The organism is Parasphingorhabdus sp., from assembly GCF_048269865.1.
Classification (GTDB): Bacteria; Pseudomonadota; Alphaproteobacteria; order Sphingomonadales; family Sphingomonadaceae; genus Parasphingorhabdus.
Genome location: NZ_JBLWUA010000007.1, coordinates 147,706 through 173,466, shown reverse-complemented (window position 1 = coordinate 173,466; position 25,761 = coordinate 147,706). Strand labels below are relative to the sequence as shown.

31 protein-coding genes are annotated in these 25,761 nt (G+C 58.7%); 21 read left to right on the top strand and 10 right to left on the bottom strand.

Features of this window, described 5'->3' with window-relative positions; genetic code table 11:
• Positions 1-39 precede the first annotated feature (39 nt).
• Both ACN0WW_RS11245 and ACN0WW_RS11240 read right to left on the bottom strand, forming a co-directional pair.
• Positions 40-606, bottom strand: coding sequence for a TMEM165/GDT1 family protein (locus tag ACN0WW_RS11245; protein ID WP_417612462.1), 567 nt, complete (start codon positions 604-606; stop codon positions 40-42).
• A gap of 11 nt (positions 607-617) precedes the next feature.
• Complete coding sequence (locus tag ACN0WW_RS11240) at positions 618-953, bottom strand: hypothetical protein (protein ID WP_417612460.1); 336 nt, start codon at positions 951-953, stop codon at positions 618-620.
• A 199-nt stretch (positions 954-1,152) separates the two neighbouring features.
• Here ACN0WW_RS11240 and rpmG point away from each other — a divergent pair, with 199 nt between their 5' ends.
• Positions 1,153-1,320, top strand: a complete 168-nt coding sequence (gene rpmG / locus ACN0WW_RS11235; protein ID WP_066741431.1) for a 50S ribosomal protein L33 — start codon at positions 1,153-1,155, stop codon at positions 1,318-1,320.
• A gap of 18 nt (positions 1,321-1,338) precedes the next feature.
• On the opposite strand, the gene ACN0WW_RS11230 is transcribed toward rpmG, so the two are convergent.
• Positions 1,339-1,707, bottom strand: a complete 369-nt coding sequence (locus ACN0WW_RS11230) for a response regulator (protein WP_417612458.1) — start codon at positions 1,705-1,707, stop codon at positions 1,339-1,341.
• A gap of 52 nt (positions 1,708-1,759) precedes the next feature.
• Here ACN0WW_RS11230 and ACN0WW_RS11225 point away from each other — a divergent pair, with 52 nt between their 5' ends.
• From ACN0WW_RS11225 to ACN0WW_RS11205, 5 genes are read left to right on the top strand one after another with little or no spacing between them, the layout of a single operon-like run.
• Positions 1,760-2,050 (top strand): DUF3572 domain-containing protein, encoded by a 291-nt coding sequence (locus ACN0WW_RS11225; RefSeq protein WP_417612456.1) that lies wholly within the window; start codon positions 1,760-1,762, stop codon positions 2,048-2,050.
• Positions 2,043-2,720 (top strand): HAD family hydrolase, encoded by a 678-nt coding sequence (locus tag ACN0WW_RS11220; protein ID WP_417612454.1) that lies wholly within the window; start codon positions 2,043-2,045, stop codon positions 2,718-2,720. The genes ACN0WW_RS11225 and ACN0WW_RS11220 overlap by 8 nt, the downstream gene beginning before the upstream one ends.
• Positions 2,721-2,732: 12 nt before the next feature.
• Positions 2,733-3,200, top strand: coding sequence for a RidA family protein (locus ACN0WW_RS11215; protein WP_417612453.1), 468 nt, complete (start codon positions 2,733-2,735; stop codon positions 3,198-3,200).
• Entirely contained in the window at positions 3,197-3,955 is a 759-nt protein-coding gene (locus ACN0WW_RS11210) for a glycerophosphodiester phosphodiesterase family protein (RefSeq protein WP_417612451.1), read from the top strand. Before ACN0WW_RS11215 ends, ACN0WW_RS11210 begins: the two co-directional genes overlap by 4 nt.
• A gap of 14 nt (positions 3,956-3,969) precedes the next feature.
• Complete coding sequence (locus tag ACN0WW_RS11205) at positions 3,970-5,124, top strand: GNAT family N-acetyltransferase (protein WP_417612449.1); 1,155 nt, start codon at positions 3,970-3,972, stop codon at positions 5,122-5,124.
• A 2-nt stretch (positions 5,125-5,126) separates the two neighbouring features.
• Here the strand turns inward: ACN0WW_RS11205 and ACN0WW_RS11200 are convergent, their stop codons facing one another.
• Both ACN0WW_RS11200 and panC read right to left on the bottom strand, forming a co-directional pair.
• Positions 5,127-5,423, bottom strand: coding sequence for a hypothetical protein (locus ACN0WW_RS11200; protein WP_417612447.1), 297 nt, complete (start codon positions 5,421-5,423; stop codon positions 5,127-5,129).
• A gap of 174 nt (positions 5,424-5,597) precedes the next feature.
• Entirely contained in the window at positions 5,598-6,437 is an 840-nt protein-coding gene (gene panC, locus ACN0WW_RS11195) for a pantoate--beta-alanine ligase (protein ID WP_417612445.1), read from the bottom strand.
• A gap of 101 nt (positions 6,438-6,538) precedes the next feature.
• Between panC and ACN0WW_RS11190 the strand changes: the two genes are divergently transcribed.
• From ACN0WW_RS11190 to pgmG, 3 genes are all read left to right on the top strand, one after another.
• Complete coding sequence (locus tag ACN0WW_RS11190) at positions 6,539-7,363, top strand: division plane positioning ATPase MipZ (RefSeq protein WP_417612443.1); 825 nt, start codon at positions 6,539-6,541, stop codon at positions 7,361-7,363.
• Positions 7,364-7,366: 3 nt separating this feature from the next.
• On the top strand, positions 7,367-7,801 hold the full coding sequence (locus ACN0WW_RS11185) for a J domain-containing protein (RefSeq protein WP_417612441.1): 435 nt from the start codon (positions 7,367-7,369) through the stop codon (positions 7,799-7,801).
• Between the two features lie 89 nt (positions 7,802-7,890).
• Positions 7,891-9,300, top strand: coding sequence for a phosphoglucomutase/phosphomannomutase PgmG (gene pgmG / locus ACN0WW_RS11180; RefSeq protein ID WP_417612439.1), 1,410 nt, complete (start codon positions 7,891-7,893; stop codon positions 9,298-9,300).
• A 16-nt stretch (positions 9,301-9,316) separates the two neighbouring features.
• On the opposite strand, the gene ACN0WW_RS11175 is transcribed toward pgmG, so the two are convergent.
• Positions 9,317-9,439, bottom strand: coding sequence for a hypothetical protein (locus ACN0WW_RS11175; protein WP_417612437.1), 123 nt, complete (start codon positions 9,437-9,439; stop codon positions 9,317-9,319).
• A gap of 24 nt (positions 9,440-9,463) precedes the next feature.
• Positions 9,464-9,586, bottom strand: a complete 123-nt coding sequence (locus ACN0WW_RS11170; RefSeq protein ID WP_417612435.1) for a hypothetical protein — start codon at positions 9,584-9,586, stop codon at positions 9,464-9,466.
• Positions 9,587-9,906: 320 nt separating this feature from the next.
• Between ACN0WW_RS11170 and ACN0WW_RS11165 the strand changes: the two genes are divergently transcribed.
• The 4 genes from ACN0WW_RS11165 to ACN0WW_RS11150 are packed head-to-tail and all read left to right on the top strand — an operon-like array spanning position 9,907 to position 13,378.
• Positions 9,907-10,305, top strand: coding sequence for an MAPEG family protein (locus ACN0WW_RS11165; protein ID WP_417612433.1), 399 nt, complete (start codon positions 9,907-9,909; stop codon positions 10,303-10,305).
• A 13-nt stretch (positions 10,306-10,318) separates the two neighbouring features.
• Positions 10,319-12,022 carry an N-acyl-D-amino-acid deacylase family protein gene (locus ACN0WW_RS11160; protein WP_417612431.1) on the top strand — a complete coding sequence of 568 codons (1,704 nt, stop codon included), beginning with the start codon at positions 10,319-10,321 and terminating at the stop codon, positions 12,020-12,022.
• 32 nt (positions 12,023-12,054) lie between these two features.
• Positions 12,055-12,468: a DUF1801 domain-containing protein gene (locus ACN0WW_RS11155; protein ID WP_417612429.1), complete on the top strand. Its 414-nt coding sequence runs from the start codon at positions 12,055-12,057 to the stop codon at positions 12,466-12,468.
• Between the two features lie 7 nt (positions 12,469-12,475).
• On the top strand, positions 12,476-13,378 hold the full coding sequence (locus ACN0WW_RS11150; RefSeq protein WP_417612427.1) for a histone deacetylase: 903 nt from the start codon (positions 12,476-12,478) through the stop codon (positions 13,376-13,378).
• On the opposite strand, the gene ACN0WW_RS11145 is transcribed toward ACN0WW_RS11150, so the two are convergent.
• Positions 13,368-14,456, bottom strand: coding sequence for an AI-2E family transporter (locus ACN0WW_RS11145; RefSeq protein ID WP_417612425.1), 1,089 nt, complete (start codon positions 14,454-14,456; stop codon positions 13,368-13,370). The two genes, ACN0WW_RS11150 and ACN0WW_RS11145, sit on opposite strands and share 11 nt — an antisense overlap.
• Before the next feature lie 184 nt (positions 14,457-14,640).
• Between ACN0WW_RS11145 and ACN0WW_RS11140 the strand changes: the two genes are divergently transcribed.
• The 4 genes from ACN0WW_RS11140 (at position 14,641) to ACN0WW_RS11125 (ending at position 20,223) form a co-directional block, all read left to right on the top strand.
• Positions 14,641-15,585 (top strand): MBL fold metallo-hydrolase, encoded by a 945-nt coding sequence (locus ACN0WW_RS11140; protein WP_417612423.1) that lies wholly within the window; start codon positions 14,641-14,643, stop codon positions 15,583-15,585.
• A gap of 23 nt (positions 15,586-15,608) precedes the next feature.
• Entirely contained in the window at positions 15,609-18,128 is a 2,520-nt protein-coding gene (locus ACN0WW_RS11135) for a ligase-associated DNA damage response DEXH box helicase (RefSeq protein ID WP_417612421.1), read from the top strand.
• A gap of 69 nt (positions 18,129-18,197) precedes the next feature.
• On the top strand, positions 18,198-19,133 hold the full coding sequence (locus ACN0WW_RS11130) for a retroviral-like aspartic protease family protein (RefSeq protein ID WP_417612419.1): 936 nt from the start codon (positions 18,198-18,200) through the stop codon (positions 19,131-19,133).
• 118 nt (positions 19,134-19,251) lie between these two features.
• Entirely contained in the window at positions 19,252-20,223 is a 972-nt protein-coding gene (locus ACN0WW_RS11125) for a retroviral-like aspartic protease family protein (RefSeq protein WP_417612417.1), read from the top strand.
• 52 nt (positions 20,224-20,275) lie between these two features.
• On the opposite strand, the gene ACN0WW_RS11120 is transcribed toward ACN0WW_RS11125, so the two are convergent.
• Together ACN0WW_RS11120 and ACN0WW_RS11115 are read right to left on the bottom strand one after the other, a co-directional pair.
• Entirely contained in the window at positions 20,276-20,929 is a 654-nt protein-coding gene (locus ACN0WW_RS11120) for a glutathione S-transferase (protein WP_417612415.1), read from the bottom strand.
• Complete coding sequence (locus tag ACN0WW_RS11115) at positions 20,926-21,864, bottom strand: rhodanese-related sulfurtransferase (RefSeq protein WP_417612413.1); 939 nt, start codon at positions 21,862-21,864, stop codon at positions 20,926-20,928. Before ACN0WW_RS11115 ends, ACN0WW_RS11120 begins: the two co-directional genes overlap by 4 nt.
• Before the next feature lie 81 nt (positions 21,865-21,945).
• Here ACN0WW_RS11115 and pdeM point away from each other — a divergent pair, with 81 nt between their 5' ends.
• Genes pdeM through ACN0WW_RS11095 form a run of 4 tightly spaced genes read left to right on the top strand, consistent with a single transcriptional unit; the run spans position 21,946 to position 25,722 of the window.
• The gene (pdeM, locus tag ACN0WW_RS11110; RefSeq protein WP_417612411.1) at positions 21,946-22,674 is read left to right on the top strand and encodes a ligase-associated DNA damage response endonuclease PdeM; all 729 of its coding nucleotides are present in this window, start codon (positions 21,946-21,948) and stop codon (positions 22,672-22,674) included.
• Between the two features lie 17 nt (positions 22,675-22,691).
• Complete coding sequence (locus tag ACN0WW_RS11105; protein WP_417612409.1) at positions 22,692-23,834, top strand: 8-amino-7-oxononanoate synthase; 1,143 nt, start codon at positions 22,692-22,694, stop codon at positions 23,832-23,834.
• Complete coding sequence (bioD, locus tag ACN0WW_RS11100; RefSeq protein WP_417612407.1) at positions 23,831-24,460, top strand: dethiobiotin synthase; 630 nt, start codon at positions 23,831-23,833, stop codon at positions 24,458-24,460. The genes ACN0WW_RS11105 and bioD overlap by 4 nt, the downstream gene beginning before the upstream one ends.
• Positions 24,457-25,722: an adenosylmethionine--8-amino-7-oxononanoate transaminase gene (locus ACN0WW_RS11095; protein WP_417612405.1), complete on the top strand. Its 1,266-nt coding sequence runs from the start codon at positions 24,457-24,459 to the stop codon at positions 25,720-25,722. Before bioD ends, ACN0WW_RS11095 begins: the two co-directional genes overlap by 4 nt.
• Positions 25,723-25,761: the final 39 nt, after the last annotated feature.

The following is a 25,761-nucleotide window of genomic DNA, read 5'->3' as shown; positions in this document are numbered from 1 at the left end:
TATCGATTGACTGCTGTCCGAAGGGCACGGCTGTTTTCTTCAGATGATGCCCCAGGCACCGAGGGCCAGAACGGCACCAACCAGAAGAAACGCCGCGCCACCGACATAGCGAACAGGAGCCATCGGGATCGTGTCGGTCAATTGCCGATAGAACAGGATCGCGGGCAGGCAGGCGATCATCACCCCGAACCATCCTCCCGCTGTAACAAAGGCCGCCATGTCAGTACGCGCGGCTGTGGCGACCAGTATGAATTGCCCCTTGTCCCCAAATTGCAGGATGAACAGGCCGAGAAAAGATGTCCAGAACGGTCCCAGTCGCCACTTTTCGAGCAGATCGACCGGGCGACGCCAGGCGACCATGCCAAAGCCGGCAAAAATGAGAGACAAGGCATAGAATAGTTGCAAGGCGTCTTCGCTGATCCAGCGGTGGATTGCCGATCCGGCTATGGCGGAAATCACGCAATTGCAAAATGTGGCAGCCGCAAGACCAAAGATTACCGGCGACGGCCGGCCGTAGCGCATCGCCAGAGCGGCACAGAGAATCTGGGGCCGGTCACCGAATTCTGCGAGCGCCAGCGCAAAGAGCGAAGTGAAAAATGCATCCACGATCCGCGCGGTTACGGCATGCCGCCGAGGCGGAGGGCGACATTCGCCATCAGCGCTTCGGTCATGGCAGGATTGATCTCTTCGCAATCCAGCGTCGCGCGCATCGCTTCAAGATAAGACCGGGCAATGGTTGTCGCACCGCCATTTTGCAGGGCGGATTGCAAGGTGCTCTCCAGGGCACAAGCAAGATCGCGCAGCGCGAACAGATGATGTTGCGTTGCTTTTTGCCGAATCTCGTCCAGATGGATCAGGAATTGGCGCGGACGCTGCGTGACCATCTCGACCGGCAGAGCGTCCAGCAATTTCAGCATTTCTGCCTGGACAAAAAGAATATTATCGTGATTCACCGCAATTGCTCCCTGATGCGGCCCAACCATGCAAAATCATGGTTAAATAGTCGTGAACAGCAGTATAGTTTGCAGGCCAGTCCCTGATGCAGGCTTTTTCTTGACAACCTGCGGCCTTTTCACCATTAGCGCGCTGAACGAATGCGGCGCCGGATTGCGTCGCTGTTTTTATTTCAGCTTCTGCCTTAAGGAATGCACCATGGCGAAACCAGCCAATGTAAAGATCAAGCTCGTCAGCACCGCGGACACGGGATTTTTCTATGTAACCCGCAAAAATCCGCGCAATCTCACCGAGAAAATGGTGCAGCGCAAATATGATCCGGTTGTGCGCAAGCATGTCGAGTTTAAAGAAGCGAAGATCAAGTAAGCGGTTTTTCGTTGAACTTTAGCGGTGCAGCACCTGCTGCACCGATTCGATAAATTTGGCGACCGATATCGGCTTTGAAACATAAGCTTCGGCGCCGGCGCTCAATATCCGGTCTTCATCGCCCTTGCCAGCATAAGCGGTCACAGCCATGATCGGAATGATCTTGAGCTGGCCATCATTTTTGATCTGCTCGATCAACTCCAGGCCACTGACGTGGGGCAGCTGGATATCCATGATGATCAGGTTCGGTACGAAGCTCCTCGCCTTTTCGAGCACCTGCCGACCATCGCTGACCGGCTCCACCGCATAGCCATGCGCCCGCAACAGATCGCAGAACAACTTGAGGTTCAATTCATTGTCCTCAACCACCAACACTCTTTTTGCCACGACCGAATTTGCCCTTTCAAACTTCCCGCCGAACCATTAGGCGAAAGCGGTAATGGAAACAAATCCCAATCTCGAGCCGGATAGCGAAATCATCGCCCTGCAGGCGCTCGGCTGGGTGCTGCAGGATCAGGATCGCGCCGAGCGGTTGCTGGCACTGACCGGACTGGATCCGCGCGAATTGAGGTCCGGCCTTGAAGATCCGACCATGCTGGCATCCCTGCTCGGCTTTCTCGCCAATCACGAACCCGATCTGCTAGCCTGCGCAGACGCGATTGGAGTGGCGCCGGCGAAATTGTCCGCCGCCGCCCACCATCTTAACGCCGCCGGAGAGTTCCATGAGTAAAAAGCCGCTTCTGATCAGTGACTGCGACGAAGTATTGCTGCACATGGTGGTGCCGTTCCAGCAATGGCTGGACAGTGACAAGCACATTCATTTCGATCTAGAAAATGGTAGCGATTTCGCCAACGCGCTGCGCCATAAACATGATGGCACTCAGGTTCTGCCAGAACAGATCTGGCCGATGCTGAAGGAATTTTTCGACACCGAAATGCACCGTCAGGGCGCGATTGAAGGTGCGGTCGAAGCGATCAATGCCCTCAGTAAAGGGGCCGATGTGGTGATATTGACCAATCTGCTCGACGACCGGCGCGAAGCGCGAGCGGAACAGCTCAAGGCCGTCGGCATCGATTTTCCGGTCTATACCAATCAGGGCGGCAAGGGCGAGTTGCTGACCAGTATTCTCGCCGAATTTAATCCTTCGGTCACGGTGTTTGTCGATGATCTGGGTCATCAGCACGGCAGCGTAGCAAAACATGCGCCTGATGTCTGGCGGCTGCAGATGGTCGGAGAACCGATCATGGCAAAACATATCAAGACCAACCCCGCCGCCCATGCCCGCATCGACTCCTGGAGCGAAGCCGTGGCCTGGATATCCGAAAAATTCGAACAGGCCCGACCAGCTCCGGCGACGGGCCTGCCCTCGCAAGAGCGTGATCCCGCCAACCATGCCTGAAAGTTATGCCCTATGACCAATAATATTGAAAAAGCCCTGTCCGCCAAAGGTATCGATTTGCCGACGCCCGCTGCGCCGGTTGCGTCTTATGTACCTGCGGTTGAAATGAATGGATTGCTGCATATCAGCGGGCAGGTTTCGATGCATGATGGCCAGCTGATCACGGGAAAACTGGGTGACGATATGTCGCTTGAAGAAGGGCAGCAGGCGGCAAAAGCCTGTGCGCTGATGATCGCGGCACAGATCAAGAGGGCGGCAGGATCGCTCGACCGGGTTGACCGGATTGTCAAACTCGGCGTGTTCGTCAACAGCACGGCGGACTATACCGATCACCCCAAGGTGGCCAATGGTTGTTCTGACATGATGGAAGTGATCTTCGGAGCGGCCGGACAGCACGCCAGAAGCGCCGTTGGGGTCGCATCGCTACCGCTCGGGGTCGCGGTGGAAGTCGACGCCATCATCGCCCTCAAGCCCGAGTGATCGGCACGCTGCTCGATAATGCGCTCGCGCCAGCTCCGGACCCTGGCCGCGTAGCCTTTCTCAAGGGTCAGCCCTATGCGCATCGCGGCCTTCACGGCAATGGCATACTCGAAAACAGTCCGGCGGCGTTCGAAGCAGCAATCAAATTGGGCCATGGCATCGAATGCGATGTTCAGGCGGCGGAAGATGGTCGCGCCTTTGTCTTTCATGACTATGAGCTGGACCGGCTGACAGAGCGGTCCGGACCGATCGGCAATTTGCGCTCCGAAGAGATCGATCAGATCGCGTTGCGGAATGGCCACGGCAAAATTCCGCGCTTGCGTGAGACCTTGGAGCAGGTTGCGGGACAGGTGCCGATGCTGATCGAGATCAAATCCCGCAGCCGGCGCGTGGGCCCCCTGTGCCTGTCGGTACGTCGTGCGCTGGAAGGCTATGGTGGCAAGGCAGCGATCATGTCTTTCAATCCGCTGGTGAGTGCCTGGTTTCGCAGCAATGCCGACCATATTGTGCGCGGACTGGTGGTCACCGAGGAACATGGCAAGAATTGGCGCGGCCGGATCGCTCGCCACCGCAACCTGTGGATCGCGAAGCCGGATTTTCTGGCCTATGATATACGCGACCTGCCGTCGCGCTTTGCCGCTTCCCAGCGGGCGCGGGGCCTGCCAATCGTTACCTGGACGGTCCGCTCGGCCGAACAGGAAGAGACCGCCCTTCGCTATGCGGACGAACCGGTTTATGAGATACCGCAGACCTGATAGCATGGAACGCGATGTCTGATTCTCCCGCTGCTCCCGACGACATACTAGCCCGCGTTGCCGATGATATCGCCAGCCTGCCCGCGGATCAGTGGGATGCCTGTGCCGGTGAGGCCAATCCGTTTGTGTCGCACGGCTTTCTTTCAGCGATGGAGGAATCCGGCAGCGTTGGTCCGGGTACCGGCTGGAAATCCCTGCCGATCATCATTGAAGACAAGGCCGGCACCATTGCCGCCTGCCTGCCCAGCTATCTCAAGTCCCACAGCCAGGGCGAATATATTTTTGACCAGCAGTGGGCCCATGCATTCGAAAATGCCGGCGGCCAATATTATCCGAAAATCCAAATCGCGGCGCCCTTTTCCCCGGTACCCGGCCCCCGTCTCCTGATGCGCGACGAAGCGCTGGCCGTACCGCTGTTACGAGCGGCGGAGCAACTGGCGGAGAATAACGGGATCTCGTCGGTCCATGCGACATTCGTCAGCGAAGACCAGCTTCCCCATTTTCGCGAGGCCGGGTGGATGATCCGCACCGACAGCCAGTTCCATTGGCAGAATGATGGCTATGAAGATTTTGACGGCTTTCTCGCGGCATTGTCGTCCCGTAAACGCAAGGCGATCCGACGGGAACGGAGCAATGCCCAGGAAGCCGTCGATATTGTCCATTTGACCGGCGACGAAATTCAACCGCAGCACTGGGATTATTTCTGGGAATTCTATCAGGACACCGGCATGCGAAAATGGGGCCAGCCCTATCTGACGCGCAGCGCCTTTGATCTGTTGCAGCACAAAATGGCGGTCAAGCTGCTGCTGATCCTGGCCTTGCAGGACGGTATCCCGATCGCTGGCGCGCTGAATGTGATTGGCGCCGACACGCTATTTGGCCGCTATTGGGGATGTACCCGCAATATCCCGTTCCTGCATTTCGAGATTTGCTATTATCAGGCGATTGACGCGGCCATAGCGCGCGGGCTGAAAACCGTCGAGGCGGGTGCGCAAGGGAGCCACAAGCTGGCGCGTGGCTATCAACCGGTGCCGACCTGGTCAGCCCATTATATTGTCGATCCGGGGTTTCGGTCGGCCATTGCCGACTATCTAGAACGCGAAAGACGCGCAGTCGCTGCCGACATTGAATTTCTGGCCGAGATGGGGCCGTTTAAAAAGTCAAACTAGTCCTAGGCCGCGCGGAGTGTATTATCCTGCAGCCAGTTGCGCGCTTCGCGCTGCGCTTCGGCGATCTCGCGCGCCGTCATGTCCAGCGAGATTTCTGCCCGGCAGATCTTGCTTTGCTCGTGGCCCGACAAGGCCGCCAGATTATACCATTTATGCGCTTCGATCAGATCCACATCAACGCCATCAGATCCGGTCGAGTAGATGACCCCCAGATCATAATATGCATTGCTGCTGCCCCGAGACGCCTCTGCGAGGCGACTTTCGATCAGAAAGGCGGCGCTTTTCATGCTGTTGCCCATATTTCCAGTCCCTGTTTTCTATCGTCGCAAATGCAGCGACAGGGAGACTTTCAACGCAATATGCTAAAGAAATGGTTAACACGATTTTTACAAATTCGGTGCCGGCCCCTCAAAAGTCCCGGAAATCAGGCTTTTTGTGCAACTTTTCCGGATTAACCATGTCGCACCAGGACCCTATTCAACCGGGATATTGTCAATCAATCGAGTGCGTCCAATGCGCGCAGCCGCCAACAGACGGGCGGGTTTGGCAAAAACATCCAGCAGGGCCAATGTATCGGCGTCGCGCAGCTCCAGATAGTCGATCTTGTGAAATCCGGATGCCAATATTCGGGACTTCGCGTCGGCCAGAATTGCGGCGACCTCGCCGCCAGCCGCAATCGCGCCAGCCGCTTCCCGCATTGCTGCCGGCAGCGCCACGGCTCTCTCTCTTTCCGCTTCGCTCAGATAGGCGTTGCGCGACGACAGGGCGAGCCCGTCGGGGTCGCGCACGGTCGCAACACCGATAATATCATGGGTGAAATCGAGGTCGCGGGCCATTCTTCGGATGACCGCCAGCTGCTGATAGTCTTTTTCGCCAAAAAAAGCCGCATCGGGACGGGTCTGATTGAACAGTTTTGCCACCACTGTTGCAACCCCGTCAAAATGGCCGGGCCGGGCGGCACCGCAGAGGCCGTCGCTGACCCCGATAACACTGATGCTGGTGGCGTAGCCGGATGGATACATCTGATCCGCCGTGGGAGCCCAGAGCAATTCCACTCCGGCGGCTTCCAGCAGCGCGGCGTCGGCGGTCTCCTGACGTGGATAGGCATCCAGATCCTCGCCTTCGCCAAACTGGGTCGGATTGACAAAGATCGACGCAACCACCGCATCGCAATGCTCTCTCGCTACTTCCACCAATCGCATATGACCCGCGTGCAGCGCCCCCATCGTGGGAACCAGCCCGATTTTCAGACCCGGCTTGCGAAGTTCCGTCAAGGCGTCTTGCAGCGGAGCAAGCTGTCGAACAATTTGCATGCATCACTCTTTGCGTTTAGATTTTGCTGTCGAACTCATCTAAGCTATGGGACGGACGATTGCCCTTCGCAAGGGCCAAGAACAGGGATATTGATCAAAACGTGACCAGTAGTGCGTATCATATTGTCTTCGCTAATGAGAAAGGCGGCACCGGCAAGTCAACCACCGCCGTCCATGTCGCGGTTGCTCTGGCCTATCAGGGCCACAAGGTTGCGGTCATCGACCTAGATCCCCGGCAGCGCACATCCTATCGTTATCTGGAAAATCGAGACGCCACGATGAAGCGGCTGAACATCGATATTCCTCAGCCACAATATGAAGTGTTTGACGGCGACGATATAGGCCAGCTTGAGAAACTGATGGAACGGACGGGCCAGGGTGTCGATTATCTGCTGTTCGACACGCCGGGCCGCGATGACGAATATGCGCGTTATGTGGCGACCCGGGCGAACAGTCTTGTCACCCCGATCAACGACAGCTTTGTTGATTTCGATCTGATCGGTCAGGTGCATCCGGAAACCTACAAGGTCAGCAAGCTCAGTTTTTACGCGGAGTTGATCTGGGATGCCCGCAAGACGCGCGCCAAGGCCGATGGTGCGACAATCGACTGGGTGGTGCTGAGAAACCGGACGCAATATGTCGAAGCTCATAATATGAAGCGGATCATCGCCGCACTCGGAGAATTGTCCCAGCGCGTTGGCTTCCGGATCATCCCCGGCTTGAGCGAGCGGGTCATTTACCGCGAACTGTTTCCGTCGGGCCTGACCATGCTGGACAAGCAATATCTCGGCCGGCTGGCGACGAGCCATCTGGCGGCGCGTCAGGAGTTGCGGGAATTGATCAAGCATCTGGCGCTGCCGCAAGCCAGAAAATCCTTGATCGATGACGGCGAACCCGCCGCCACTTCTCCGAAACTGGTGGCCTGATCGATGCTGCCATTGCTGATCTTTGGCGGCGCTATTCTCTTGTGGTTGATATTGTCGGGCAAGGCAAAAACCATGACTTCCAACCAATGGCTGGCGCTTGTCGTTGCCCTGGTTGGTGCGAATTTTCTGCGGGGCGGCGGCTGGATCATGGGCGGAGCAATGCTGGCAGGAGCGGCCTTTCTGAGCGGATGGCGGATATTGATCCCGGCCCGCGAAACAGAGGAACCGAAGCGCAAACCACGCAGTTTTGAACTGGACCGCGCACGGTCCCTGCTGGGAGTGAGTGACGATGCCGGATTTATCGAGATAAACGCTGCCTGGAAAGAACGGTTGGCGGAACATCATCCCGACAATGGCGGAGACGAGCAACTGGCTAAGATGATCAACCGCGCGCGGGATCTGTTGTTGGCAGAACTGGAAGCATCCAGCAGACGGTAACCAAGCTGTCGCATTTTGACAGTAGCACTGGATTTTCACCTATCCGCTGCTTACAAAGACCAGTAAATCCAATATGCTAGGGCCCCGATATGACTGCACCCACCTCCCACGATTTTCACCCGACGTCGCTGCGCGAATATGACATTCGCGGGATCATTGGCGAAACTCTGGGCGAGGATGACGCCTATGCCATCGGACGTGGCTTCGGGACTCTGATAGCACGAGACGGCGGGACAGCCGTCGCTACCGGGCGGGACGGGCGTACCAGTTCACCGGTGCTGGAGGCAGCGCTGATCCGCGGCCTGAATGATGCCGGAATCAATGCCATCTCGGTCGGCATGGGTCCCACTCCCATGCTCTATTATGCCGAATCCGTACTGGATCAAGTTCAGGGCGGCATCATGATCACCGGCAGCCACAACCCCGCCAATTATAACGGCTTCAAGATGGTGTTTCAGGGACGGCCGTTTTTCGGTGCAGACATCATGAAGCTTGGCACGATGGCTTCTGAGGGTGACTGGGACGATGGCAGCGGCACGCTGGAACGGATCGAGATCGAAGATGAATATGTCGAGCGCCTGCTGAAGAATTTTACCGGTGGTGCTTTCAAGGTCGCCTGGGATTGCGGCAACGGCGCGGCCGGACCGGTGATCGAGAAATTGACCAAGCTGCTTACCGAACGTGGTTCAGGCGAGCATCATCTTCTCTATACCGATGTCGATGGCACGTTCCCCAACCATCATCCCGATCCAACCGAAGAAAAGAATCTGGTCGATCTGCAGACGCTGGTGGCAGAGAAAAATCTCGATTTCGGGGTCGCATTTGATGGCGACGGCGACCGGATCGGCGCGATTGATGGCGAAGGCCGGGTGATCTGGGGCGACCAGTTACTGCAAATCTACGCCGAGGATGTGCTGAAGAGCGAGCCGGGGGCAACCATCATCGCCGACGTCAAGGCATCGCAGGCGCTGTACGACCGGGTCGCTGCGCTTGGCGGTGAACCGTTGATGTGGAAGACTGGCCACAGCCTGATCAAGTCGAAGATGAAGGAAACCGGATCACCGCTGGCTGGTGAAATGAGCGGCCACGTCTTTTTCAAACATGATTATTACGGCTTTGACGATGCACCTTATGCCGCGATCCGTCTGATTCAGGCAGCGACCAATATCGGCAAGAGCGTGACTCAACTGCGGAGCGATATGGTCGAGATGATCAACACGCCGGAAATGCGCTTTCAAGTCGATGAGAGCCGGAAGTTCCCGGTGATTGACGAAGTCCTCGAGCGGCTGTCGGCGAGCGGGGCTGAAGTCAATGACACGGACGGCGCACGGGTCAATACCGAAGACGGCTGGTGGCTGCTGCGCGCCAGCAATACCCAGGACGTCCTGGTCGCCCGCGCCGAAGCGAAATCACAGGAAGGTCTCGACCGGTTGATGGCACAGATTGACGAACAGCTGGCGCTTTCCGGCCTCGAGCGGGGGGAACAGGCCGGGCATTAGCGGCGACCGTCCAGCATCAAATGAAGCTGGCGGTGGCACCACCGGTTGCCGGCCCGATCGCGGAGAGCACGAAAATTGCGGAACAAAGGATGGCGGCGAAACTGGCGGCGATTTCCTCGCGGAGCGTGAAACGGGGCATGATTTTTCCTTCCTGCTGGCTAGACTATGCGACCAGAGCGGCGGAGTTTTGAACCGCTGGGCCAACACTTGCGGCAACCAGAACGGCAGCGGAGAAAAGAGCGGCGAAAGCGGCGGCGACATGGTTCTGAATATTTGCATTGATCATCTTGAAATTCCCTGTTGTTTAAATGGTCCTTCGCAGTTCCTTTAGCGAAGATAACAACAGCTTTGCATGCGCCGTGCCAACTGCATAAAATACAATATTTTCAATGGCTTGAGCTTGGCGGCGTTCCGACGCACGTTTTCCGTTTCCTGACTAATGGTATATTTTGCCAATATTTAGCGAGCGTATAAAGCGGATGGGAGCTGACTGGTCCCCGCTGGCTTTCCGATTGCCCCTGCGCCCGCATCTTATCGAAATGCAGTATGGCCAGGTCCCGGTCGTTCGTTCAAAACGGACCGATAAGGGATGAGGAATTGCTGCTTATGGATCCGTATATTTACGTCACCTTTGTCAGCGCCCTCGCCTTGCTGGCCTATTATTTTACACTGCTGATGGCGGGACTGGCACGCGGTCGGTTCAAGATTGCAGTGCCGTCGCACAGCGGTCCTCCCGAATATGAGCGCTATGTCAGGGCGCACCAGAACACGCTGGAACATCTCGTGCTGTTTCTGCCCGGCCTGTGGCTGTTCGCTTATGTGGTCAGCCCCTATTGGGCTGCGGGCATAGGTCTGATCTGGCCGTTCATGCGGGTCGGCTATGCGCTGGGCTATCACAAGGCGCCCGAGAAACGGCTGCGCTGGCTGTATATCAGCATGCCGCCCATCTATATTTTCGTTCTGGGCTCGCTGATCGGCAGTATCATCATTTGGATCAAGGCATGAGAGGTGCGATAGCATGAGTGAATATGATCTGGTAATCCGTGGCGGGACCATCGCCGACGGCAGCGGCGGTGATCTGATCGACGGCGATGTCGCGATCAGTGACGGCAAAGTGTCGGTGATCGGCACCGTGTCCGGCACCGGCCGCGAAGAAATCGACGCCACGGGCAAGATCGTCACCCCCGGCTTTGTCGATGTGCACACCCATTATGACGGCCAGTCGATCTGGGCCGAAGAGCTTAGCCCCTCCTCTTCGCACGGCGTGACTACGGCGATCATGGGCAATTGCGGGGTCGGCTTTGCGCCCTGCCGCCAGGCGGATCACGATATGCTGATCAATGTCATGGAAGGCGTCGAGGATATTCCCGGCGTGGTGATGTCCGACGGCCTGCCCTGGAACTGGGAGACCTTTCCGGAATATCTCGACGTCGTGGCCAAGGGAAAGCGCGATATCGATGTCGCCGCCTATCTGCCGCACTCGCCGCTGCGCGTCTATGCGATGGGCGCGCGCGGCGCCGCTCGCGAACCGGCCGATGAAGAAGATCTGGCGATGATGCGCAAGCTGTGCCAGGAAGCGATGGAAGCCGGCGCGATCGGTTTTGCCACCTCGCGTCTGTCGATCCACAAGACCGCAGACGGCGGCAGCATACCGACGTTTGAAGCCGATATTGCCGAGCTGGAAGCGATCTGTGGTGGCATGGCGGATGCCGGCACCGGGACGTTTCAGGTCGTGCTGGATGCCTTTGTCGGTTGGGACAAGGAATATAAGGTCATCGAACGGGTGGTCGAAAGCTCCGGCCGGCCCGCAACCTTCACGCTTGCCTCCGGCAATGACGGTCCGCCGCGCTGGCGCCGGGTGCTGGAAATGATCGACCGCACCAATTCCTATGGCGGCAAAGCCACTGCCCAGATCATGCCGCGTCCGATCGGCCTGATCGCCGGACTGGAGCTGACGGTACATCCGTTCATCCTTTGCCCGAGCTGGGCAAAGATCGCGGATCTGCCAATCGAACAGCAGGTCGCGGCGATGCGGGATCCCGCCATGCGAGAGGCGCTGCTGAGCGAGGAGTTCGAGCCTGGCCATCCGTTCAACGCCCTGGCCCGCGACTGGAACTGGCTCTTCCCGCTGGATGATCCACCGGATTATGCACCGCCGAAAGAGATGAGCATGGCCGGTCAGGCAGCCGCCAAAGGCTGCACGCCGCAAGAAATTGCCTATGACCGGTTGCTGGATACCAATGGCAAGGGGCTGTTTCTGGCGGCACTCGGCAATTACGAGAATGGCACGCTGGCCAGCGCCCACGAAATGCTCAGCCACCCCCATTGCATACCCGGACTGGGCGATGGCGGCGCTCATTATGGCGCGATATGTGATGCCAGCTACTCGACCTATCTGCTCAAGCAATATGTGCAAAAGGCCAATGGCTTCCGGTTCAACCTGCCGCAGGCAATCCATATGTTGTCGCACAAGGCCGCGTCTGCGGTCGGTCTGAACCAGCGCGGCTTGCTGAAGGCCGGGGCCAAGGCCGACATCAATGTCATTGATATGGATCGGCTGGAATTGCATTTGCCCGAGATCGTCCGGGATCTTCCCGCCGGCGGCCAACGATTGCACCAGCGCGCAACGGGCTATGATGCAACCATAGTCTCCGGAGAAATCATCCGGCGCTTTGACCAGTCCACCGGAGCCCGGCCGGGTCAATTGATACGCGGCGCGTGACAAAAACATCGAGTGACTGATAGTGAGCGGGAATGACAGAGGTAATTCCCGAACAGACCCGGGCCGCCTGGGCAGGCTTTCCGCAAGCACTGACGGAGAAACTGATCCAGCTTCGGGGCCTCATACTGGATGTCGCGCGCGACGACCCGGCTATCGGCCCGCTCGAGGAGACCCTGAAATGGGGAGAACCTGCGTTCCTCACCACGGCCACCGGATCTGGCACGACGGTGCGAGTCCATAGGCACAAGTGCTCGACCGACACCTACGCCCTATTTGTACATTGTCAGACCGATCTGATCGATAGATACCGGCACCTGTACAAGGATAGCCTCACCTTCGATGGCAATCGGGCGCTACTCTTCGACGTCAGCGACGCCCTGCCAGTCGATGTCCTCAGGCATTGCATTGCCATGGCTCTGACCTATCATTTGCGGAAAGCAGTCTAGAATAGTCATGCTCCATATCGTTCATCATTCTGATTATGTCGCGCCGCGACCGAAAAACGGTAGTTTTGTGTTCGACAAATATCAGCTGGTGATGGACGCCATTCGGGAGCACGCGCCGGAACATGTTGTTCATAAGCCGGAACCAATGCCGCGGCAGTGGATCGAGGCGGTGCATGATCCGGCCTATGTCGAACAGGTGCTGACCGCCTCTGTTCCACGTGAAACGGAGCGCCGGATCGGCTTTCCGGTATCCGCCGAGATTGCCAGCCGTGTGCAATATACATCAGGGGGTACCTGGATGGCGGCGAAGCTTGCTCTGGACCATGGCTATGCCGCCAATAGCGCCGGTGGCAGCCACCATGCGCTGGCCGATACCGGCGCCGGCTATTGTGTGTTCAATGATCTGGCGATTACCGCCAACCGGCTGTTGGCGGAGGGCGATGCGCGCAAGATCCTGATCGTCGATCTCGATGTGCATCAGGGTGACGGGACCGCCGTATTGCTGGCCGGGCGTACAGATGTCTTCACTCTGTCCATCCACAGCGAGCGCAATTTCCCGACGCGAAAAGCATGTTCCAGTCGCGATATCGCGCTGCCCGATGCCGTCGAGGATGACCACTATCTCGCCATATTGGAACGGGCCCTGACGGAAAGTCTAGCCGACTTCGAACCCGACCTGCTGCTCTATCAGGCAGGTGTCGATCCGCATGTCGATGACCGGCTGGGCCGGCTGGCGCTCAGCGACACTGGTCTCGAACAGCGCGAGCGGATGGTGATTCGCCGGGCCCGCGACCGGGGCATTCCTGTCGCCAGCGCGCTAGGCGGCGGCTATGGCCATGACCATCACGCGGTGGCGCTGCGCCACGCCCGCTCGATGATCGCGATGGCAGATGAAGCGTTTAGTCGCTGACGTGCTCGGGTTGATGGACCTCGTGCATATCGGAGAAAATGCTCCAGCTGGCAATGAACAGCGCTGCCACCAGCGGACCGATGATAATGCCATTGATGCCAAATAATTGCAGCCCGCCGAGAGTGGTAATCAGCACCACATAGTCAGGCATTCTTGTATCCCGGCCGACCAGGATCGGGCGCACGACATTGTCCACCATGCTGATCACGAACACGCCACAAAGGCTCAATATGATGCCCTCAGTGACATCGCCGGTGATGAACAGGTAGAGCGCGACCGGCACCCAGACAAAACCGGTGCCGATCGCCGGAATCAGCGATGACACACCCATCACCACGCCCCACAACAGCGCACCGCGGATATCCAGCGCCCAGAAGACCAGTCCCCCCAGTGTGCCCTGGATGACCGCGATAACCAGACTGCCCTTGATCGTCGCGCGGATCACAGCGAGAAAGCGCTCCATCAGGATATGACGCTTTGACTCCTTGAGCGGTATCATGTCGCCGATGCGGTCGATCAGGGCCGGGCCGTCGCGTAACAGGAAGAATGTGAGATACAGCATCACGCCCAAACCGAGCAGGAACTGGAACGCGCCCTGCCCGACGCTGAGCAGCTGACCGAGCAGAAATTCAAGAATGCCGGAAACATATTGTTCGACCTCTGCCCTGATGCTGGCAATATCGCCATAGCCGTAGGCAGAGAGCTGAACCTGCATCCAGTGCGGCAGGGATTTTTCAAATCCTTCAAAGACCGCGTTGAAATCGATCTCGCCAGACTGGATCCGCTGGTAGATGCCCGTCGCTTCCTGCACCATCGCGAAGCCAAGCAGAATAGCGGGAACGATAACCAGCAACAGGATCAGCACCAGAGTGATCACCGTCGCCAGATTGGTCCGGCCCGGCAAAAGGCCTACCAGGCGATCATATACCGGCCGAAACAGTACGGCGACCACCACCGCCCAGACTATCGCTCCGAAAAACGGCTCGACAATGAACGCAAAGGCCAGCGAAATGACGGCCAGCAGGGTGAGCATGAACCCCCATTCAATGCGGTTTTTCGACGTTGCCCGATTGTTCATATTGTGTCGCTCTTATTGGATCTTTCGCGACCGTCGCGGTCAAATTGCCCCCGTCCGCCAGATACGAAAATAATATACGGTCGGCAAGCATCGCCGTGCCGCCATTCTCCAACCACCTACGTTCGAATGACTGGATAGTTACGACAATATACCGCATATGGTGCGTGATACGGGAGAAGAGTCGATGGCAATTCCGTTTGAAAAGGGTCTGGTTGAAACCGGCAACGGCCTTTACGCCTATCTCCAGCCGGATGGCGGCTGGGGCTGGTCCAACGCCGGACTGATCACCGATGGCGGCGAATCCCTGCTCGTCGATACATTGTTCGATGCCTGCCTGACTCGCGAGATGCTTGGCGTGATGGCGGATGCGGCCGGCGTCGGTGCCGATGACATCGGGACCATCGTGAACACGCATGCCAATGGTGACCATACCCACGGCAATGGCTGTTGTCATAAGGCGGAGGTTATCGCATCGGAGGCGAGCGCGCGGGAAATGTCCGAACTGCCCGCCAGCCAGCTCGCCGCGATCATGGCACAAGCCCGCGCGATGGGACCGGCGGGACAATATCTGGTGGATATTTTTGGCAGCTTTGATTTTACCGATGTCGAGGAGAAACTGCCGACCCAGACCTTCAGCGGCCGGCACAGCGTGACGGTGGGCGACAAGCAGGTCGATCTGATCGAAGTCGGCCCTGCGCACACGGCCGGCGATGTGCTGGTCCACGTTCCCGGTGACAAGACCATCTTTACCGGGGACATATTGTTCATCGAAGGCACGCCAATCATGTGGGCCGGGCCGGTCGCCAACTGGGTCGCCGCCTGCGACACAATTATCGATCTCAAGGCCGAGACGATCGTGCCGGGACACGGCCCGATCACCGATGTCCACGGTGTCCGGCGAGTGCAGGACTATCTGCGCTATATCGACCAGGAAGCGCGCAAGCGGTTTGACGCCGGCCTGTCGGTGCGCGACGCCGCGCATGATATAAGGCTGGGCGATTTTTCCAGCTGGGGCGACAGCGAACGGATCGCGGTCAATGTCTCGACGCTCTACCGCGAATATGCCGGTGATCCCTCGCCGCCGGATGTGGTGCAACTGTTCGGGCTGATGGCGGAGTTGAAACAATAACAACGAAGCGCCATTCCGGAACAATGGCCAATGACAACATTCCGCCGATCCTGTCCGACTGGTTCGCATCGCGCGGCTGGGCGATAAGGCCGCATCAGCTCGCGATGCTGGAATCCGCGCGGGCCGGGCGTCATGCCTTGCTGACCGCTCCCACCGGTGCCGGCAAGACTCTGGCCGGGTTCTTGCCGACGCTGGTTGATCTGGTTGATCAACAGGATGCAAAATCCGTACGTGCTGAGCCTGTCGAAGCACCGCGCCTGGCGCAACCGGCCCTTCGACAAGTTCAGGGTGAACGGGAAGCGGGGAACGGCTTGCACACGCTCTATATCTCGCCGCTCAAGGCGCTGGCGGTTGACGTGCAACGCAATCTGCTGACGCCGGTCGAGGAAATGGGGCTGCCGATCACGATCGAAACGCGCAGCGGCGATACGCCGGCCAATCGCAAGGCGCGGCAGCGGGTGAAGCCGCCGCAGATATTGCTGACGACGCCGGAATCGCTCAACCTGCTGCTCAGCCAGCCGGAGAGTTTCACCCTGTTTGCCGGACTCAAGCGGGTAGTGATCGATGAGGCTCACGCCTTTGCCACCGGCAAGCGCGGTGACCTGCTGGCCCTGTCGCTGGCGCGGCTGCAGAAAATCGCACCGGACATGCGCCGGGCGGCGCTGTCGGCGACGGTGGCCGAACCCGATGACTTCCGCGCGTGGCTCGCGCCTTACGGAGATATCGAAACGGTGACTCATGTGCTGGGCGCAGAAGGTGCGCCCGCCGATCTGTCAATCATGCTGCCGGAAACGCCGGAAGGCGATCCGATACGGGTGCCCTGGTCCGGCCATGCGGGCGCCTATGCGATTCCTCAGGTGATGCAGCAGATTCGCAGCAACCGGATGACCCTGATTTTCTGCAACACGCGCTTTCTGGCCGAGTTGACCTTCCAGAAGCTGTGGGAAATCAACGACGAGACGCTGGCGATCGGTATTCATCACGGCAGCCTGTCGAAGGAAGCGCGGCGGAAGGTGGAAAATGCCATGGCGTCCGGCAAGATGCAGGCCCTGGTCTGTACGGCCTCGCTCGATCTGGGCGTCGACTGGGGCGATATCGACTGTGTGATCCAGATGGGCGCGCCAAAGGGATCGTCGCGGCTGCTGCAGCGGATTGGCCGCGCCAACCACCGGCTGGATGTCTCGTCGAAGGCGTTGCTGGTGCCCGGCAACCGGTTCGAATATCTCGAGGCGCAAGCGGCGATGGATGCGGTGAAAGAAGGCCGGCGCGACGGCGAACCGTTTCGCCAGGGCGGGCTGGACGTGCTGGCCCAGCATGTGATGAGCTGCGCCTGCGCGGCACCGTTTCAGGAAGATGATCTGCTCGACGAGGTGCAGTCCGCCCTGCCCTACAGCGCCCTGTCGAAAGAGCAGTTCGAACGGGTGCTGAATTTCACCCGCGATGGCGGCTATGCGCTGAAGGCCTATGACAAGTTCAAGCGCCTGCGCCGCGATGCCGGGGGCGTGTGGAGCCTGACCCATCCAAAATTCGCAGCCCAGCACCGGCTCAACGCCGGGATCATCGTCGATGCCGCGATGATGACGGTGCGATTCAAAAATGGCCGCAGCCTCGGCAAGGTCGAGGAGAGTTTTGCCGCCATGTTGTCGGTCGGCGACACATTTTTCTTTGCGGGGCTGAGCCTGGAAATGATCAAGATGGACAATAGCGACGTGATCGTCCGGGCCTCTAAGAAAGCCGCGATGATCCCGAGCTATATGGGGGCGAGGCTGCCGCTGACCACACATCTGTCGGACCGGGTGCGCGGCTTTCTGACCGACCGTGCGGGGTGGGCGCGCTTTCCCGACGATGTCCGCGAATGGCTGGAGATGCAGGACCATCGCTCGACCATGCCCGAGCCGGGACAGCTGCTGGTCGAGACCTTTCCGCACAAGCAACTGCACTATATGGTCGCCTACAGTTTCGAAGGCTGGAACGCGCACCAGTCGCTGGGCATGTTGCTGACCCGGCGGATGGAGGATCGCGGACTGAAGCCGGTTGGCTTTGTCGCCAACGACTATGCCCTGGCGTGCTACAGCGTCGAGCCGGTGACCGATCCCGCACCATTGTTCAGCGCCGACATATTGGAAGACGAGTTTTACGACTGGATCGAGGGATCGCACTTGCTCAAGCGCGCCTTCCGCGAAGTGGCGGTGATCAGCGGTCTGGTCGAGCGCCAGCATCCGGGCAAGCGCAAGACCGGCAAGCAGGTGACCTTCTCCACCGACCTGATTTTCGACGTTTTGCGCAAATATGAGCCGGACCATGTGCTGATGCAGGCCGCCTGGGCCGATGCCCGGGCGCGGATGACCGATGTCGGGCGGCTCGGCGATCTGCTCGACCGCGCTGCCGGCTCGATGGTCCACGTCGAACTGGACCGGGTCAGTCCGCTTGCGGTGCCGGTGCTGGTTATGATCGGCCGCGAGCATGTGGCGCAGGGGGCGACGGACGATGCGCTGCTGATCGAGGCGGAAGCGCTGATCAACGAGGCCATGAAAAGCGATTAGCGCAAGGCGCTCCATTGCCCCGCATTAGGAGCTCCATCAATTTTGGCCTATGCTGACGGAATGGCCTGGATGACCCAGATATATTGCGCCAGCGCGGCCCTGTTCGCGGCGCCACTTGCGGTTCCGGTCGAGCCCGAAACCGAAGCGACTATTGCCGACAGCCTGCCGGACCAGTTTCTGCAGCCCGATGCGGAACAGATTGCGATTGATCAGGACCGAATCAGGCGGATGACCGTTGCGGTGCGGATCGACCAGAGCGGCCCCTTTGATTTCATTATCGATACCGCGTCACAGCGAACGATATTGTCTACCGAGATCGCCGCGGCACTGGCGCTCGATATTGAAGAGCAAGTCACGATCGTGGCGCTGGCCGGTAGTACGGTCGTGAAGACCGTGTTTGTGCCCAGCCTCACTCTCGGCAAGCGCAGCTATGACAGTCTGATTGCGCCGACATTCCGCTCAACCGATATCGGCGCGGACGGGGTGCTTGGACTCGACAGCCTGCAGGAACAGCGGATCCTGTTCGATTTCCGCGCGCGCAACATCACGGTCGAGGACACCAGCAAGCCGCTGAGAAGCCGGTCGCTCCGTGAAATCGTGGTGACGGCAAGGCGGCGCTCCGGCCAGCTCATCTTCACCAACGCGACGATTGCCGGTGTCAAAACCAGCGTGATCATCGACACCGGCGGCGAACTGTCGATCGGCAACAAGGCATTGCAAAAACGCTTGCGGCTGAAATCATCGGCAATGGCTCAGACCAGTCTGGTCGATGTCACCGGCCGCTCGGTGCAGGCCTATTACGGGATCGCCGAAGAACTGCTGATCGGGCGGGCGCGCTTTGGCGTCATTCCGATCGCCTTCGCCGACATCGCACCATTCAAGGCGTTGCAACTCGACAGGAAACCCGCACTTTTCCTGGGAATGGACGCCTTGCGCAAATTCGACCGGGTAGCGATCGATTTTGCCAATCGAAAAATCTATTTCCTGATTCCCGAAGATGCGTAAAATCAGCTGCAATAAGGACCGTTGGTCGAGGCAGGTCGTCGGTCAATAATAACAGTCTGGAATTTGTCGACCAAGTGCCTATCCTGACCCACTTGGCGAAATTCGTAGGGGAGAGCTTATGTCCGCCTTTCTAAACACCATATCCACCGCCTTGGCGTCCGCTATCGCCCTGGCCTATCCCCTGCCGTTCGGCCAGCCGGTTGAGCCGGGCAACCGGATCAATCCGGAAGGCGAGATCGTTGATCTTGATGAAGACCGCGCCGAACGAATGACCGTGCCGGTCAACATCGAAGGCAAGGGCCCCTTTTCTTTCGTTATTGACACCGGCGCCGAACGGACCGTGATTTCGCGTCGCGTTGCCGACCGCCTGGCACTCGAAGGCGAAGAGCCTGCAGAACTGATGAGCATTGCCGGCACCAGCACGGTAGACATGGTCTATGTGCCCAGCCTGACCCTCGGTCAAAAAAGCTACAATGGTCTGATTTCGCCGGTGCTGGCGGCCCGGCACATCGGTGCCGATGGCATGTTGGGCCTCGACGGTTTGCAGGACCAGAGGATCCTGTTCGATTTCGTCCTGAACCAGATTTTCATCGAAGATGCGGATCAGGATGACGGCCGGCGGTCGTCGCGAGAAATTGTCGTGACCGCCAAACGCCGGTCCGGCCAGCTGATCTTCACCGACGCCACGATCTCGGGGGTCAAGGTCAATGTAATCGTTGATACCGGCGCCCAGGTTTCCATTGCCAATACAATATTGCAGAAACGATTGATCCGTCGGGCAAAGGAACTCGGCGATGACAATTTGCTGATCGCGGTTACCGGAGAGACGCTGGGCGTTGAATTTGGTCGGGCCCGCGATTTTCGCATCGGCCGGGCCCGCTTTGAGAGCCTTTCGGTGGCCTTTGCCGATGCCCCGCCGTTCGAGCGCTTCGGTCTGGCCAACAAGCCGACATTGCTGATGGGCATGGATGTGCTGCGAAAATTTGATCAGGTCGCGATCGACTTCCCGAACCGGAAAATCCATTTCCTGACTCCGAAAAACGCGCGGCTGCACATTGACGAACCGCGGAACAGCAGGATCAGATCCTGACGCAATCCTCGTGCTGCGACTGCAGGAACGGACAATCCCGCCTAAGTGTCTGCTAGCCCGCGGCGCTTTCCACACTGAGAACCGGTTCCGCATCGCCGGTCTTCCACTGCGGATATTTTTGCATCGTGGTCTTGAACAAGGGCGAGGCAAGGTGATCGGCGAGCCATTTCTGCAGGGCTGGCAATGGCAACCCGTCAAACCAGTCCCGGTCATTGTTGGCAAACTGCCGGACAAAAGGAAATATCGCGTGGTCGGCCAGGGTGGATCGCTCTCCCATCAGCTGCCCTGACTCTCGAATCAGCGAGTCGAGCTTTTCAAGAAAGGCCTGCCCCCCGGCGCGATGCTCCAGCGGATCGACATTGTCATAGCGGACGGGATATTTATAGCGGTCGAGATGGTGCTTGAACGGGCCATCGGCCTCCGCGATCAACTCCGCTGCTACCGCCTTGCCTTCCAGCCAGTCCTGCGGATCATTTTGCTCCAGCGCCCAGTGCATGATCGCCAGACTTTCGTCGACGACCTTTTCATCGGATAGCACGAGCACGGGAACCGTGCCCTTGGGCGAGGCGGCGATCATTTCTTCCGGTTTGTTGCGCAGCACGACTTCTCGCAAGCGAACCGGTGTCTCGCTGACCAGCAATGCCATGCGGGCGCGCATTGCATAGGGACAGCGCCGGAAGCTGTAGAGGACCGGCAGATCGGTCATGCGCTGCCCAGATGCTGTCTGCCCTCTTCCGCAGCTTTCTCGACTTGGCGCTGGCGCTCCCGATACCGCGCGCGCTGCTCGTCGGTGCGCTGGTCGATACAATGCGGGCAGGCTTCGCCGGGAATATAGTCTGGCAACGCGCGGTCAGCGGCATTCAGGGGCATCCGGCAGGCATAGCATTGCTCATAATCGGCTTCGCGCAGCCCGTGACCGACGGCGACGCGCTGGTCGAACAGGAAACAGTCGCCGTGCCACAGGCTCTCCTTTTCAGGCACGTTTTCGAGATATTTCAATATGCCACCCTTGAGATGCTGGACATCGTCAAAACCTTGTGCCTTCACATAAGCGGTCGCCTTCTCACACCGGATGCCGCCGGTGCAGAACATGGCGATCTTCGGCGCCTTGTCCGTATCTTTCCGCAATTTCTCGGAAAAATCATCGAACCACGACGGAAAGTCGCGAAAACTCTCGGTGTTGGGATTGATCGCGCCGTCGAAGCTGCCGATTGCCACTTCATAGGCATTGCGCGTATCGATCACGATCGTATCCGGATCAGCCATCAAATCATTCCAGTCCGCCGGATCGACATAGGCACCCTTTTCGGTGGCGGCATCGACCCCCTCGACGCCCATCGAGACGATCTCCTTCTTCAGCCGGACCTTCATCCGCAAAAACGGCATCTCGCTGGCTTCGGAATATTTGACCTCCAGATCCGCGAACCGGGGCAGCCGCCGCAAACCGTCAATCACCGCATCAATCGCCTCTGGCGCGCCGGCGATGGTGCCGTTGATCCCCTCGTCCGCGAGCAGGATTGTCCCTTTCAGGTGATGCTCTTCGCACAGGGGTAGCACCTGCAGGCGCAGGGCGGCGGGATCATCGACCACGGCAAAATGATAGAGCGCAGCGACTTTTACGGGAGATACAGATTCGGTCATGGCTGCGCATATAGAGCGCTTGCCCGAGAAATTCCAATAGAGCGGCTTGCATCACTGAAATGTTCATCGCATAGCTGCCTCATGGTTCCCCTTCTGTTCGCCCATCATCGTTTTGACATCGTTGCGCCCGCGGCACTCTATTGGCCGGCAAGAAATGCCTTGCTGGTGGCGGATCTGCATCTCGAAAAAGCCAGTTTTTTCGCCGGCCATGGCCAGATGCTGCCGCCCTATGACAGTCAGGCGACGCTGCAGGATCTTGCTGACTTGATCCGCGTTACCGGCGCGCAGACCGTTTTCTGCCTCGGCGACAATTATCACGATGACGGCGGCGAAGAGCGGCTGGAAAAGGCGGCGGCACAACAACTCGCCGGGATGACCGCAACGCTGGAATGGGTCTGGATTACTGGCAATCATGACCGCGATGTTGCCGGCCTATGGGGTGGTTCGGTGGTCGAGGAATGGACCGGCGACGGTCTGGCGCTTAGACATCAGGCCTCGGCCAACAGCAAGCTGCCAGAGATATCCGGCCATTATCATCCAAAGGTCCGCATTGCCGTGCGCAACCGGCATGTATCGCGGCGCTGCTTCGTCAAGGGCCGCCATCATCTGATCCTGCCAGCCTTCGGGGTGTTGACCGGCGGCATGGCGGCCCATGATCCGGTGATCGAGGCTTGTGTCGGCGGACCGGCAGAAGCGATCATCGGCCTGAAGGATAAACCGGTACGCTTCCCGTTGCCCTTTGCCGACCGCACAATAGAGATAGTCGATGACCGGCAGTTTGCATTGCCTCTGGCCACCACCGGCCAGTGACTGCTAACGGACCCGTGATGGATCGATTCAAACCCTATCGAGATCAGCTTGATGCGTTGGAAAAAGCAGGCCGCAAGCGGAGGCTGTTGATGCCGGCCGGCAAGGACTTTTCTTCCAATGATTATCTCGGACTGGCCCAGAGCCCCTTTTTGAAAGACGCAGCGCAAACCGCGATCAACAATGGCATTGCGCACGGGTCAGGCGGCTCGCGGCTGCTCGGCGGCAATCATCCGGAACATGAGGCGCTCGAAGCGTTTGCTGCCGATCATTTTGGCGCTGAATCGAGTCTTTTCTTCGGCTCCGGATTTGCGGCCAATACGGCGCTGTTCGCCACTTTGCCGCAGACCGGCGATCTGGTGCTCTACGACGCCCTTATCCACGCCAGCGTCCATGACGGCATGAAGCTGGGGCGTGCCGCGTTCAAAGCTTTCAAGCACAATGATTGCAACGATCTGGAACAGGAGATTCGGACGTGGCGCGCCAATGGTGGCACCGGGACCATCTGGATCGCGGTCGAGAGCCTGTACAGCATGGATGGTGACCGGGCACCGCTGGCCGATCTTGCCCGGTTGGCGGACCAGCACGACGCCATGCTGGTCATCGACGAAGCCCATGCCGTCGGTGTTTTTGGTGAGCGGGGAACCGGTCTGGCTGGTGCGCTGGGTCAGCAGGACAATGCGCTGATATTGCGCACCTGCGGGAAGGCGCTGGGCGGAGAAGGCGGGGTGATCACCATGCCGGCGGTCCTGCGAAATTTTTTCATCAATCGCGCCCGGCCCTTCATTTTCTCCACCGCCCCGAGCCCGCTGACGGCCTATCTGGCGCATCAGGCGATCATTCATGTCGCCGAAAATTCATCGCTGCAAACCGATCTTTCTGACCATATCGCGCTGGCCGAAAACTGTTTCTCCGGCCTCAACCTCAGCGAGGGGCAAGATAGCCAGATATTCCCGATCATTCTCGGCGAGGACCAACTGGCGGTGACCATCGCCACAGAATTGCAGGCGCAGGGCTTTGATGTCCGCGCGATCCGCCCGCCCACGGTGCCCGCTGGCAGCGCGCGCCTGCGCATTTCACTGACCCTCAACGTGACGCGGGACGATATTCTTGCCCTCTCGAGCGCTTTGCGCGAAGCTCTGGCATTGGCCGAAGCGGCGTGAGTGCCAGTTTCGTCATTACCGGCACCGATACCGATATCGGCAAAACCGTCTTTGCGGCAGCGCTGACCGCGGCATTGGGCGGCAGCTACTGGAAACCGGTTCAGGCCGGCCTGGCGGACGGGACCGACAGCGAGACCGTCGCGCAAATAGGCGGCATCAGTCCGTCAAAGATTTTGCCCGAGCGGTACCGGCTGAAAACGCCCGCCTCTCCCCATTTTTCAGCGGCACAGGAAGGAATCACCATTGCGCTGGATGATCTGGTCATCCCTCCAGTCGACGGCCCGTTGATCATAGAGGGCGCAGGGGGCGCGCTGGTTCCCGTCAATCCGCGCTTATTATTTGCCGATCTGTTCGCGCACTGGGCCGTGCCCGTGATCATCGTCGCATCGACGGGGCTCGGTACGATCAATCACAGCCTGCTGACGATCGAGGCTTTGCGCAGTCGCGGCGTGCCAATTCACGGCATCGCCTTTACCGGGCCGGAAGTACCCGACAGCGAAACAATCATCTGCGACATTGGCGCTGTGAAGAGACTGGGCCGCGTGCCGATGATCGACACGCTCTCTCCAGAGTCCCTGAAGTCCGCCTTTCTTGATAATTTCGATCTTTCGGACTTCGCCGCATGAGTCTCAATATCTGGCATCCGTTCACGCAGCACGGTTTGGGCGAGCCGATACCGGAGATCGCGCGAGCCGAGGGTGCAGCGCTCTACAAGGCCGATGGCACCAAGATTATCGACGCAATTTCCAGCTGGTGGGTGCAGACCCACGGCCATTGCCATCCGAAAATTGTTTCGGCGATTCAGGAGCAAAGCGCAAAGCTGGACCAGATCATCTTCGCTGGCTGGACGCATCAGCCGGCCCGCGACCTGGCCGAGGGGCTGACCGATTTTCTGCCGCGGTCTCTCGATCATATTTTCTTTTCCGACAGCGGGTCCACGGCCGTCGAAGTCGCGCTCAAAATGGCGCTTGGCTATTGGCATCATCGAGGGGAAACGCGTCAGAAAATTCTGGTCATGGAGCACAGCTATCACGGCGATACAATCGGCGCGATGTCTGTCGGCGCGCGCGGCGTGTTCAATCAGGCCTATGCACCGTTATTGTTTGATGTCGGCACGATAGACTTTCCCGAAGCCGGGGCAGAGCAGACGACGCTCGACCAGCTGACGGCGTTCTGCAAGGATGCTGACAGCCCGCCAGCTGCGCTGATCGTCGAGCCGCTGATCCTTGGTGCGGGCGGTATGAAAATCTACAGTCCAGCCGTTTTGCGCGAAATGGCGGCGATCTGCCGGGCGCATGATGTGCTGTTCATTGCGGACGAAGTGATGACCGGCTGGGGGCGCACCGGAACGATATTTGCCTGCGAACAAGCAGCCGTCGAACCGGATATATTGTGCATGGCCAAGGGTCTGACCGGCGGCGGCATTCCACTTGCCGTCACCGCTGCCAAGGATGCCCTCTATCAGGCACATTTTTCCGAAGATCGGGCGAAGATGTTCTTTCACTCGAGCAGCTTTACCGCCAATCCGATTGCCTGCGCCGCGGCCAATGCCAATCTCGCGATCTGGCGCGACGAACCGGTTCAGGAGCGGATCGATACTATTGCCGCCGCTCATCAGGCCTTTGCCGACCGGTTGCAGCGCCGGGCATCGGTCAGCGGCCTGCGCCAGTGCGGGACGATATTGGCGTTCGAGATCGACGACGGGGCAGGCGACTATATGTCCAGTATCGGACCAGAGCTTCTCCGGTTTTTCCGGGATCACAATATATTGCTCCGACCTCTGGGTAATACAATCTATGTAATGCCACCCTATTGCATCACTTGCGAGGAACTCGAATCCATTTATAGAGTTATCGAAGAAGCGATCGACCGTTTCGGAACATCCTGACCTTTGGGCTGACGAAAGTTTTTTGCAAAAGCCCTTAAA